The 12,222-nt window shown below is 57.3% G+C and carries 14 protein-coding genes; all 14 read left to right on the plus strand.

What is annotated here, in order from left to right; translation table 11 throughout:
• The first annotated feature begins 40 nt into the window (after positions 1-40).
• The 14 genes from C173_RS06235 to C173_RS06300 all read left to right on the plus strand — a co-directional run bounded on the left by C173_RS06235 (position 41) and on the right by C173_RS06300 (position 12,208).
• Entirely contained in the window at positions 41-259 is a 219-nt protein-coding gene (locus tag C173_RS06235) for a phosphopantetheine-binding protein (RefSeq protein WP_036723283.1), read from the plus strand.
• Positions 256-636: a holo-ACP synthase gene (gene acpS, locus C173_RS06240; RefSeq protein ID WP_036723284.1), complete on the plus strand. Its 381-nt coding sequence runs from the start codon at positions 256-258 to the stop codon at positions 634-636. The genes C173_RS06235 and acpS overlap by 4 nt, the downstream gene beginning before the upstream one ends.
• A gap of 20 nt (positions 637-656) precedes the next feature.
• The gene (locus C173_RS06245; protein WP_036723285.1) at positions 657-1,856 is read left to right on the plus strand and encodes an MFS transporter; all 1,200 of its coding nucleotides are present in this window, start codon (positions 657-659) and stop codon (positions 1,854-1,856) included.
• A gap of 10 nt (positions 1,857-1,866) precedes the next feature.
• A complete protein-coding gene (locus C173_RS06250; RefSeq protein ID WP_036723287.1) occupies positions 1,867-2,247 on the plus strand; it encodes a cupin domain-containing protein in 381 nt (126 codons plus the stop codon).
• 50 nt (positions 2,248-2,297) lie between these two features.
• A complete protein-coding gene (locus C173_RS32695; protein WP_051477854.1) occupies positions 2,298-3,263 on the plus strand; it encodes an amidohydrolase family protein in 966 nt (321 codons plus the stop codon).
• An 8-nt stretch (positions 3,264-3,271) separates the two neighbouring features.
• Entirely contained in the window at positions 3,272-4,033 is a 762-nt protein-coding gene (locus C173_RS06260; RefSeq protein ID WP_036723288.1) for a cyclase family protein, read from the plus strand.
• A 65-nt stretch (positions 4,034-4,098) separates the two neighbouring features.
• Positions 4,099-4,407, plus strand: a complete 309-nt coding sequence (locus C173_RS06265) for a TIGR04076 family protein (RefSeq protein WP_036723289.1) — start codon at positions 4,099-4,101, stop codon at positions 4,405-4,407.
• Between the two features lie 16 nt (positions 4,408-4,423).
• Positions 4,424-5,791 carry a radical SAM family heme chaperone HemW gene (gene hemW / locus C173_RS06270; protein WP_036723291.1) on the plus strand — a complete coding sequence of 456 codons (1,368 nt, stop codon included), beginning with the start codon at positions 4,424-4,426 and terminating at the stop codon, positions 5,789-5,791.
• A gap of 14 nt (positions 5,792-5,805) precedes the next feature.
• Positions 5,806-6,123 carry a carboxymuconolactone decarboxylase family protein gene (locus C173_RS06275; protein ID WP_036723292.1) on the plus strand — a complete coding sequence of 106 codons (318 nt, stop codon included), beginning with the start codon at positions 5,806-5,808 and terminating at the stop codon, positions 6,121-6,123.
• Positions 6,113-7,495 (plus strand): radical SAM family heme chaperone HemW, encoded by a 1,383-nt coding sequence (gene hemW / locus C173_RS06280; RefSeq protein WP_036723294.1) that lies wholly within the window; start codon positions 6,113-6,115, stop codon positions 7,493-7,495. Before C173_RS06275 ends, hemW (C173_RS06280) begins: the two co-directional genes overlap by 11 nt.
• Positions 7,492-8,931 (plus strand): U32 family peptidase, encoded by a 1,440-nt coding sequence (locus C173_RS06285; protein ID WP_036723296.1) that lies wholly within the window; start codon positions 7,492-7,494, stop codon positions 8,929-8,931. The genes hemW (C173_RS06280) and C173_RS06285 overlap by 4 nt, the downstream gene beginning before the upstream one ends.
• On the plus strand, positions 8,928-10,124 hold the full coding sequence (locus C173_RS32700; RefSeq protein ID WP_051477855.1) for a flavodoxin family protein: 1,197 nt from the start codon (positions 8,928-8,930) through the stop codon (positions 10,122-10,124). Before C173_RS06285 ends, C173_RS32700 begins: the two co-directional genes overlap by 4 nt.
• Positions 10,125-10,163: 39 nt before the next feature.
• Entirely contained in the window at positions 10,164-10,922 is a 759-nt protein-coding gene (locus tag C173_RS06295) for an alpha/beta fold hydrolase (protein ID WP_036723297.1), read from the plus strand.
• 2 nt (positions 10,923-10,924) lie between these two features.
• Positions 10,925-12,208: a B12-binding domain-containing radical SAM protein gene (locus C173_RS06300; protein WP_036723298.1), complete on the plus strand. Its 1,284-nt coding sequence runs from the start codon at positions 10,925-10,927 to the stop codon at positions 12,206-12,208.
• Positions 12,209-12,222 lie beyond the last annotated feature (14 nt).

Raw genomic sequence — 12,222 nt, forward strand, 5'->3', positions numbered from 1 at the left:
AACATTAAGGCACATTAACTTAACCGGGAGGGTGTATCTAATGGTATTCGAGAAGGTAAAAGCAATCATTGAGGATATTGGCATTGAGGATGAGATTATCGAATCATCGCGGCTCTATGACGATTTGGCTCTGGATTCAACAGAGCTGGCGCTGGTCTCTACAGCACTTGCGAAGGCGTTTGGCATCTTCATTGAGAGTAGGGTGCTTAAGACCTATTCTGTAGCTCAAGTGATCGAAGCCGTTGCCTTGAAGGCATGATTAGAGGGATCGGCATGGATCTGGTCAGTATCAGCTTTGTCGAGCAGATGCTGGAGAAATGCGGTGAACTGTTCGTACAGCAGTATTATTCCATGGAAGAGAGGGAGCTGTTCGCCTGTAAAAAAAGACATGCCGAACACTTCCTGGCCGGCAGATTCGCCGCCAAAGAAGCGCTGCTGAAGGCCATCGGCACCGGAATGAACTGTGAGCTGGACTGGAATGAGCTGGAGTTCCTTAACCATCCCGGCGGCCAGCCCTATCTGGTCCGCAGCCGCAGCCTGGAGCCTTATGTACAGCAGCAGGATTCCATCCATGTAAGCATCAGTCATCACGGTGATTATGCTGCTGCATTCATCATTATTGAGAGCAGTCAATGACTGTGAGGAGGACGAGTCACATGAGCAACAACAAAATATTCACACTTTTGGCCATCAACATTCTACTCGTATTTTCAATTATGGTCAGCATCTTCCCCATCGCACCCCTGATCAGCAGTGATCTCGGCATGACCTCCGGTGAGATTGGAACCATAGCGGGGATTGCCTCGCTGGTGATGACCTTTCTGTCGATTCCCTCCGGCGTGTTCGCGGACCGCTACGGGCGGAAGAAGATTATTATCGCTTCCATGGCTCTGTCGGCCGTGGCCGTATTCATGGTAGCTGCATCCCACGGAGTCCTGTTGTTCACGGCGGGGTGGCTGCTGTTCGGCTTCGCCAGAGGCTTCGTGTCCACACCGATCTTCGCGGTGGTGATGGATGTGTGCAAGCCCGAGGAGCGGGGCAGAGCGATGGGCATTGTGTCCGGGGCCATCGGTGCCGGGTCGGTGCTGGGGTATGTGCTTAGCGGCCTGCTGAGCAATTATTTCGGCTGGCATACCTCCTTCGCGGTGTTGGCTTCACTGCTGCTGCTGTCCACGCTGGTTACCACGGTGCTGCTGAGGGAGACCGGGGTCAAGAATACAAGCAGAAGCATCGGGCAAGCCTTCAAAAGCTCCTTCAAATGGCTGGGCGTCCGCGAAATTCTGCTGGCGGGTATTGTCGGAACCCTGTGCTTCATGGTGGGGGTCTTCACCACCTTCCTGGTGCCGTTCGCGGCTAAGGAACAGGATATCTCCCTGGTGCTGCTCAGTCTGCTCTTCATTCCGTATGAAGCAGTAGCCTCGTTCGGAGCAGTCTTCGTTGGCTGGATCTCAGACAAGGTAGGCAGACATGCACCGCTGATCTGGGCCCAGTCGATCTGTGTAGGAGCGCTTGTGCTGCTGTATGCACTTGACTTCAATCCTTGGCTGCTAACCTTCGGATATGCCCTGATCGGACTTACGGAAGGGCCAATTATTACCCTGGTCAATACGATTATTACGGATAAGGTCATTAAGATTAATCCGATGGAGATGGGCGCGGCCTTGGGAACCTTCCGGACTCTTCAGGGGGTCGGGATTGCTCTGGGGTCCACGCTTGGCGGATTCTTCTACAGCAGAATCGGAACGCATCCCAGCTATCTGGTGGCCGCCGGGCTGATGGTGCTGACGCTGCTGATCTCACTGAGCCTTGGCAAGAAGGAAAAAGCTGGCGTCACCGAATATAAATCTGCGGGATAAGGGGTGCAGTATGAACCAGGTCTACACGAAAACAGTGGTCCATATGGATGAAGTGCCGGTGGTTCATTCCAGAGGAGGACAGATGCGCGTACTGGCGAGTCCGGCGACAGTCGGGTCCACCCAGCTGATCATGGGCCATGTCCTGCTCCAGCCGGGAGAAGAGATCAAGGAGCATCTTCATGATTACGGCGAAGAGAATGTCTACGTCGTCCGGGGCCGGGGAACGGCGTTCATTGAGGATATTCCGCATGCCATCCGGGAGAATAGCCTGTTCATTGCGCGGAGGGGTGAGCGGCACCGGGTAGTCAATGAGGGTCCGGGCGAGCTGGAGCTGGTCTTCGCTACAGCGCCGCTGGCCCCCAGGCCGGAGATCGGGCACAGAGAGGTCTGACCTCCCTTCTAGGCAATACCAATTCTAAGCAAAGTGGTGAGAAGACAAACGTGAAGAGTGATCTTGTGATTGTAGATACCCATGCCCATTTCGCCGTCAAGGAGAATAAGAGCCTGGAGCTTAGCCTGGCCGCGGCCGGGACCGTCCCGGATTACAAGAAGCAGAAGGGCTTCGATGACCTGCAATATCTGAAAAAGATGGTGGGCGCTGGCGGAGACGGCTTCGTGGACGAGAACAATATGCTGGAGGATTACCTTGCTTGTATGGACGAGAATCAGATCGCCATGAGCTGGGTTCATCAGCTGAGCTTCGAGGATGTCTACGGCTATGAGGTGCTGTCCAATGAGAAAATCGCCGAGGCGGTCCGTGCCCACCCCGACAAGCTGCGCGGCTTCGCCAGCGTCAATCCCTATAAGGGGAAGGAAGCGCTGGCGGAGCTGGATTATGCCATTAAGACGCTGGGCATGCAGGGCTTCAAGCTGAATCCCAATGATTATGGGGGCTTCGTATTGAACGACCGTGAACTGCTGTATCCACTGTATGAGCGGTGCAGCGAGCTGGGCGTTCCGGTCAGCGTGCATACCGGAATTACGCCGGGCAGTATTTTTCGGATGAAGCATAACTACCCGATACTGCTCGATGATGTTGCTGTGGATTTTCCCGACCTGACCCTGATTGTGGAGCATATGGGCCATCCCTGGAATGACCTGTGCTATTACATGGTCGGCAGACACGACAATATGTATGTGACGATCACGGCGGTAGCCAATATCCTGATTCACAATAATCCGAAGGTATTCCGGATGGAGCTGGCCAAGATGATCTCGGTCTGCGGCAGCCACAAGATCCTCTGGGGCTCGGACTGGACGGTTACCCCGAATATCGCCGAGGTGCTGAATTACATGCAAAAGGTAGTGATCCCGCTGCCCATGAAGCTGATGATGGGGGTGAAGGAGATCAAGCGGGAGGATGTCCAGAACATCCTGGGACGCAACGCACTCAGAATTATGAAGTAGGTGAGGACATGGTAGTTCAGTTCATTGATTTAAGTGTGCCTATGGAGCAGAATCCGGGCGAGCTGGCCCCGTATGGGTTCGAGCAGACCGGCCATCAGGAGGGGGCGGACCGCTTCGCCCGCCAATTCGACGGGAGCCGGAAGGACTTCCCGGGCGAAGAGTTCCTGAATATGGAGATGATCACCGCGTCCACTCATACCGGAACCCACTTCGATGCCCCCCTGCACTTCGGCTCCAGGAGTGAGGGAGCGCCGGCAGCGTCCATTGACGAGGTGCCGCTGGAGTGGTGCTTCGGCGACGGGGTGGTGCTGGATTTCACCCATATCCAGGCGGGCGGGGCGATTGAAAAGCAGGATGTGGAGCAGGCGCTTGAGCGGATCGGTTACCGGCTGAAGCCGCTGGATATTGTGCTGATCCGTACAGGTGCGGACCGGCACTGGGGGACCTCCAAGTATCTCACGGATTATCCGGGGATGAGCAGGGAGGCTACGGCATTCCTGACCGGCCAAGGCATTAGGCTGATGGGCATCGACAGCTACGGGTTCGACCGTCCGTTCAAGCATATGATCAGTGATTATAAGCGGACCGGGGATAACGCCTATCTGTTCCCCGCTCACTTCTGGGGCAGAGAACAGACGTATTGCCACATGGAGCGCCTGGCGAATCTGGAGCAGATTCCGGTACCGTACGGGTTCAAGGTGGCTTGCTTTCCGATCAAGATCAGAGCGGCCGGTGCGGCCTGGGTACGGGCAGTAGCGATTGTTGAGTAGGCTAAAGAGTAGGTCATTACAGTATAAGTGAAACGAATCACATAATCCAAGAGGAGGAATTAGGGATGAATTATGAATTTGAGCTTAAGGTTACGGGTGTTAAGGGGCATTGCCGGGCAGGGCATAAGGAAGGGGATATTATGAAGGTCTCCCCGCTGAACGCAGGCAATCTGTGCGGAACAGCCTTTCATGCGGTCTTCCCGATGCTGCTGGCGCTGAACATGGATGCGAAGCTGCCGTGGGACCCGGAGGGCAATATTGTACACTCGGCCTGCCCGGATATGCGCAACCAGATGACGATGGAGATCCGCCGGATTCCGGTGGAGCCGTCCGAAGATTCCCCATATGCGGGCCGGATGCTGCAATCCAAATGAAAGGAGACCGCTCCATATGAATAATGCGAAGCCATACGTTGAAATGTTCAAGGAGAGAGATTCGATCTGCGTCTCGCATTATCCGGTGCCTGTTTCGCAGCACACAGAGCCTGAGGTCCGGTCGCTGATGGAGCTGGATCAGGTGAATACCAAGGATACGCCGGTGGCGCTGTATCTGCATATTCCCTTTTGCGATGCGACCTGCTCGTTCTGCCCGTTCAACCGTTATCTGAAGCGGCAGGATCAGGTGGACCGCTACCTGGTCGCTGTCCGGCAGGAGATGGACAGCTATGCGGCTACGCCGTTCGGCAGCAGTATTACGGTCTCCTCCATTAATCTGGGCGGCGGGACACCCTCCTGCCTGTCCTCGGAGGAGCTGACCGGACTCCTGCAATATATGAAGCAGTCCTTCCGTGTGGACGACGATGCCATGATCTTCATCGAAGGCAACCCCCGGAACTTCACCGCTGACAAGCTGGAGACGTTGGCCTTGCAGGGATTGAACCGGATCAGCGTGGGCGTGCAGACCTTCCAGGAGGAGCTGGCCGAGGTGCTGGGACTGTACCACAGTGTGGAGGACTCGTTCGCGTTAGTGAAGAATGCGCGTAACAGCGGTATTGAGAATGTTGGGATTGATCTGATGTACAATCTGCCAGGTCAGACGCTGGATCAATGGCGGGCGGATATCCTCACCTCCATTGAGCAGGAGATTGACCATATCTGCGTAATCTCGTTCTGTGTGGTCCCGCATACGCAGATTGCCTCGCGTATAGCGGAAGGGAAGATTCCGGGCATAGGGGATGTCTACCGGGAGATCGAGCTGTATACCATCGCCAAGGAGATGCTGCTGGAAGCCGGGTATGAGCAGTACAGCGTGATTGATTTCGCCAAGCCGGGCAAGACGGACCGGCACGCCACCCTGTACTTCTCGGAGCAGGCGCATATGATCGGGATCGGCGCGGCTGCTTTTGGCATCATCAACGGCTACATGTATATCAACAGCGGCAATCTGAATGAATATATGACCCGCGTGCAGGACGGGCTGCTGCCGGTCAATTGCGGGGAGAAGGCGGACGAGCGGGAGCTGGCACACGGGGCCATGGCCAAGGGGCTGCGAATGCTATCCGTTAACCGTGCCGGGTTCGTGAAGATGTTCGGGCAGGAGCCGGAGCAGCTGTTCCCGGAGACGATAGAGCGTCTGGTGCAGGACGGGCTGCTGATTCAAGATGCCGAAGGGATTCGGCTGACAGACGACGGCATTATATGGGGCAACAATGTGAGTAAGCAATTTTTCTCCGCGAAATATGCGGATTACGGGCTGCAGCACCGGATGAAGCTGGCTAAGGGACGCCCGGTGCAATCGGTACAATCGGTTCAATCATAAGGAGGGTATAGCTGATGAGCGATATGTTGATGAGAGTTAATCCGCAGGTAGGGGCCGCTTTTGATAGCATGTGCAAGTCGATTGAGGATACGGGGACGCTTGAGCCTAAGGTGCGGGAATTGATCCGGCTGGCTTGCGTAGTTACAGACCGTTCTGCCTACGGCATCCGGCTGCATGCGCTGAAGGCTTATGAGCTGGGTGCGAGCGCGGAGGAAGTGACAGAGACCGTGATGAATTGTCTGCCGGTGGCAGGGATTGAGGCTGTCTCCTCCGGTCTGGCTGCGGCATTGTCGGCTGTGGAAGCCAAGCGGGGTGTTCATCATGGCAGTTAAGACCACAACCCGTGAATCCTTCTACAACGTCTATCCCCATAGAGATCCTATCTGTGTGTCCCACTATCCCAATCCTGTGACCGAGGTTCCCCCGGCTGATATTTACGGAACAATGGGCCTTGGTGACCAGCCTCCGGCGCATAATGTCGGCGCAGTCTATGTCCATGTTCCCTTCTGCGCCTCGGTCTGCATCTTCTGCCCCTTCAACAAGATGGCCTATCAGGAAAAGCAGGTGGAGCAGTACATGGAGGCTGTCAAGGCCGAAATCGGCATCTATGCCTCTTCCCCGTATGGTTCGCAGTCCACGATCAGTGCAGTGACGTTCGGGGGCGGGACGCCTTCGGCTCTGTCGGCTGAACGGATGGTGGAGATGCTGAAGAGCGTCCAGGCGAATTACCGGGTGACGCCGGATGCGCAGATCTCTTTTGAAGGCAGCCCGGCAACCCTGACGCTGGAGAAAATGCAGGCCATCCGCGCCCAGGGGGCGAACCGGATCAGCATCGGCATCCAGACCTTCAATGACAAGATGGGGCATCATCTGCGGATGAGCCATGATTCCCGGCGGGCCTTCGAGGTGCTGGAGGAAGCGAAGGAGGCGGGCTTCGAGAACATCGGGATTGATCTGATGTATAACCTGCCTGAGCAGACCATGGAGGAGTGGCTGGAGGATGTGCGAACAGCGGTGCGGCTCGGCATCGACCATATCACGGTATTCTCTCTGTGTGTAGTACCCTTCACAGCACTGTTCAAAATGATCAAGGAAGGCAAGATTCCGCCAACCGGCAGTGTCGAGCTGGAAGTGGATATGTACCTGGAGGCCAAGCGGCTGCTGCAGGAAGAGGGTTATGTCCAGTACAGCGTGTGGGATTTCGCCAAGCCGGGCTTCGAGGACCGGCATGTCCTCTTGTACTATACCCAGCAGAAGGATCTGTTCGCGCACGGCCCGGCCGCCTTCGGTTATGTCAATAAGCTGATGTATATCAACCAGGGAGATATCCAGGAGTACAGTGACCGGCTCCAGCAGGAGCTCCTGTCCGTCTTCATCGCCAGCCAGGCGGATGATCTGGAAGCGATGCACGGGATGATGGCCAAGGGCCTGCGGATGCTGTCCGTGAAGCGGAAGGATTTCACCGGCATGTTCGGATTCCAGCCGGAGGAGGTCTTCGGTACGACGATCGACGAGCTGGTAGCCAAAGGCCTGCTGGAAACGGATGAGCATGAGATCCGCCTGTCGGCGAGAGGTATTGTCTGGGGCAACAACGTCTGCAAGGAATTCTTCTCGGAAGCGAACCAGCAGACCTTCGAGAGCCGTGTGAAGCTGGCACGCGGACAAAAGCCGGCTGAGGCTGCCGGAGAGGAGCTGAAGGGATGAAGCTGTCTGTCGGCACGAACTTTGATGACCGGTTGCCTATCCTGCTGAAGGATTCGCATGTGGATGTTTTCTATGGCAAGCTGTCCTCTGATCTGGTGGGCGGCGGAAGACCAACCTTTGCACTGCCAACCATAGACCGGGCGAGGGTGGAGGAGCATGTGAAGCTGCTGCATGCCTACGGGTTCAAGTTCAATTATCTGCTGAACGCTACCTGTCTGGATAACCTGGAGACCACGAAGGATTTCCATTACCGCCTGCGCGAGCTGCTGGAATGGATCGGCACGCTGCAGCCGGAATATGTGACGGTATCGCTCCCGATGCTGATTGATATGGTGCGCACCGCGCTGCCGGATGTGAAGATCAGCCTGTCTACCTTTGCTAATGTGAATACGCTCAGACAAGCCCGGTATTTCGAGGAAAAGGGTGTCAGCGAGATTACCCTGCCCGAGAGCCGGAACCGTGACTTCGCCTTCCTGGAGAGCCTGAGCAAGAATACCCGGCTCGACTATCAGCTCATTGCGACCAATGATTGTATGCTGGATTGCCCGATGCGCCAGAATCATGCGAACTTTCAGAGCCATGCCTCGCAGTGTAACCATGTGACGGACGGCTTCGCGCTGGATTACTATATGCTGCGCTGTACGGAGCGTAAGCTCCAGCACCCGGAGGAGCTGCTGAAGTCGCAGTGGATTCGCCCGGAGGACATGTATATCTATGAAGAGCTGGGCTACCACAAGTTCAAGCTGACCGAGCGGATGAAGACCACGGAGAAGATTGCCGCGACTGCGCAGTCCTACTCCGAGCGGAAGTATGAGGGGAACCTGCTTAGCCTGCTTAATTCGCGGATGGCCGAAGCCGATTTCGAAATGCCGAACTTCTCGAAGAACATCAAGGAGGATTTCGCACCGTCCGACAAAATGAGACAGGTCTACCGCCTGCTGTTCAGCTTCCAGGCCAGCATCGACAACAAGAGTATGGAAGGCTTCCTGGAGGGCTTCCGCTCGAAGCGCTGCGACCGGATGGACTGTGACAAGTGCGGCTACTGTGCTGAATGGGCCAGCCGGACCGTGTCCATGGCAAAACCCGGGGATGAGGCGCTGAAGGAATTCGAGCAGCTGTTCGCGGCGCTTGCTTCGGGAAGCTTCTTCGAGTCAGCGGCCGGGGCGAAGGCGGTCTGGAGCGCGGAGGGCGAGAGTCTTCTGGGTGCGGTCATTGGGCGCAAGCCCGAGTTCATCCGCGATATGGCCGGGCCTGAGATCCGGAAGAAGGCCGAGGAGCTGGCAGCAGCCCGGGGAAGTGCCCAGGTCTTACGGCAGGATGTCGCCAAGGCCAATGTATTGTGCACCCCGGCAGACTTCCGGATGTTCGCGCTTAGCGATCTGCGGGCACTGGGCTTCGATACGGCTGAGCTGGACTTAGAGGAGGCAGCCGGATGAAGAAGATCATCGGGCTTGCCGGGTCCATGAAGAAGCATCACAGCTCCAGCGAATATCTGCTCTCCGTTGCGCTTGAAGCCGCAGCGGAGCAGGGGGTGCAGACGGAGCTGCTGAGGCTGAATGATTACAACATTCTGCCCTGTGACGGCTGCGGCAACTGCATGAACGGCAAGCACTGCCACCTGCTGAAGGACCCGGAGGACCAGTTGACGGAGCTGTACGACAAGCTGAAGGAGGCGGACGGGTTCGTCTTTGCCTCCCCGGTCTATGCGCTCTCGCTTCCGGCCGTCTGGAAGAACTGGATTGACCGCTGCGAGCCGTGCAGTGACGAGGATCTGGACTTCGAGTACTACAATTATGACCGGGTAGCCGGAGTGAAGGGCAAAGCGTTCAAGGGCAAGGTCGCCGGACAGATTGTTGTCGCAGCGGGACCGGGGCATGAATGGGCGCTGGCCTCGCTGATGCCCTGCTTCACGGCGATCAAGCTGTCGATGATTGCCAGCGCGGGCATCAGCCTGATTGAATATGACGGCCAGCCGGGTATCCGCAAGCGCTCCTGGAGCAAGCCGATTGAAGAAGCGGAAGAGGCGAAGATGATGGCCCGGGCGGTCGGGATGCGGGTGGCCTCCTCCTTGGGCTTCTCTTACTTCGACCTTCCCGGGCAGTCGGGGGCAGGGCGAGAGCAGGGAAGCGGGGGGCAGGATGCTATGGAGCCGAGCCAGGACCCTATGGAGCCGAGCCAGGAACGCGGGGTGCAGGCTGAAGTCTGGTCTGCCTTCACTGTGCAGGACGTCCGGGATGAGGAGGTTACGCTCGGTGAACTGGCTTCGATTCAGCCGCGCATCTTCGTTATCGGCGATCAGCAGGCCAGCCTCCGCTGCGGGCCGCTGCTGGAACAGCTGGAGCAGCAGTTCGGCGGGAGCGCAGACTGTGCGCTGATTGCAAGAGTGGGGCAACTGCCCCACTTCATCACGCATGAATTCGTGAAGGAGAAGACGAGCCAGACCGTTCCCGGCTTCATGCTCTACTATGACTGGGAGGATAAGCTGGCCTCACGCTGCACCCTGGCGCCTGGACAGCCGGCTATTCTGGTAGGCAGAAGCCCCGGGGAGTGGCGGTTGTTTGCGGTAGATGAAGCAGACGGCCGGGATATAAACCAGGTCGTGGACTATCTGGAGGAGGCTGTCGTATGAGCGGCCCGGCCGGGAAGTTCAAGGGAGGATACACACTACATGCTGAAGACTAAGGGGATACCTTTATTTTATAGCCGGCAGGGCGCCGGGGAGGCCGTGCTGTGTCTGCACGGCAACCGGGACTCTTCGCTCGTCTTCGGGGACCTGGCCCGGGCACTGGAGCCTCATTACCAGGTGATCCGCGCGGACCTGCGCGGACACGGCCAATCGGAATACGCCGGTCCGGCCTTCACCCTGGAGGACATGGTTGATGATATTCTCAGGCTGTTGGATGAGCAAGGGCTGAAGCAGGTCTCGATCATCGGGCATTCCCTGGGCAGCACGCTTGCGCTCCTGCTCTCTGCGCGTGAGCCGGACCGGGTGAAGAAGCTGGTGCTGATGGGGGCCGCCGCCACCTTCGCGGTTCCGTTCAAGCGGCCGGAGCATGGGGAAGAGATCACGCCGGATGCTGTGCGGCAGACGAATGCGGCGGCGGTTCCGTATTTTTTCACCGAGGGCCATGAGGAGGTTCAGCATCAGATTCTGGAGGGCTGGTCCCGGCTGCCTGCCGCGACCCACCGTCTGATGATTCAGATCAAGCATCCCGATCTCCGGCCGATCCTTCAGGGCATCCGGCAGAGATCGCTGATTATTACCGGTGAGGCGGACCGGATTACGCCGCTGCACAAGGCCTTGGAGCTGAACCGGTATTTGCCGGACTCCCGGATGCATTCGGTTCCAGGCGCTGGACACTTTATGTTTCTTGAGGCGGGCGAAGACGTAGCTGCTGCCGCGCTCACTTTTCTTAAGGGGGAGTGAGCATGGGCAGAGTGCTGCTGATCTCGGCGAATACGGAGAAGCGGCCCCCTGTATTCCCGCTGGGTCTTAGCTATATTCACGCCAGTCTTGTCGCTTCCGGCTGGGAGGCAGGCATGCTGGACATGACTCAGCTGGAGTACACCCGGGAGGCCGTTACGAATTACCTTAACGCCTATGCGCCCGATTACATCGGCTTGTCGATCCGTAACCTGGATAATTGCTGCATGCAGTATCCCCGGAGCTTCGTGGATCAGGTCTGCTTGATGGTGGATTGGGTCCGGGAATGGAATAGCAGGGCCAGTATCATTCTGGGAGGGGCGGGCTTCTCGCTCCTGCCCAGGCAGTGGCTGCAGGAGACGGGAGCCGATTACGGCATTGTCGGTGACGGCTGTGACAGCATCGTGGAGCTGCTTAGCCAGCTGGAAGCGGGGCAGGTGCCATCCGCAGTAAGCGGGCTCATGTTCAGGACAAGGGCCGGGGAATGGAATTACTGGTCGCCGTATGCGCCTGAACAGCTGGATCAGGAGTATTACCCCAGCCGCAGCGGGTTTCTGCACAGCTATGATGTGGACCGTAGGGTCCGTCATAATGTATTGACCAAAAGGGGCTGTGCGCTAAGCTGTACCTATTGTGCTTACCCGTCACTGGAGGGCCGGGCCGTCCGCCTGCGGTCGCCTAAGGGGGTGGCTGATGAGATTGAGCAGATGGTGGTGCAGTATGACATCGACTCATTTGATTTCGTGGACAGTGTGTTCAACTATCCCCTGGAGCATGCCGAAGAAATCTGCCGGGAGCTGATCGGGCGGACACTTCCGTTATCCTGGGGCTGCTTTCTGAATCCGCGGTTCTTTACGGCAGAATTCGCCGGGCTGCTTAAACAGGCCGGGTGTAGGGAGGTGGAGTTCGGCATCGATTCAGGCAGCGATATCTGTCTCAGGTCGTTCAAGAAAAACTTCCGGCAGGCCGAGATCCGGTCGGTGGTCCAGCTCTGCCGCGATCAGGCGCTGGACTTCAGCTTCTGCCTGCTGATCGGGGGGCCGGAGGAGACGTCGGAGACCCTGCACGAGACGCTGGATCTGATGGAGGAGCTTGCGGTGCAGCGCATCTTCGGCTTGTTCGGCATCCGTATTCTGCCGTCCACCGATATGTACAGCTATGCAGGTTCGCCGGAGCCGGATGAGCTGCTTCATCCGAAATTCTTCATGTCCCCGCAGCTGAGCCTGGAGCAGGCGAACAGTATCTGTGCGCCGTACCGGGAGCGCAACCCGGACTGGATGTTCATTTGAATGAGGAAGAGCGG

This window comes from Paenibacillus sp. FSL R7-277 (assembly GCF_000517965.1).
Classification (GTDB): domain Bacteria; phylum Bacillota; class Bacilli; order Paenibacillales; family Paenibacillaceae; genus Paenibacillus_AQ; species Paenibacillus_AQ silagei.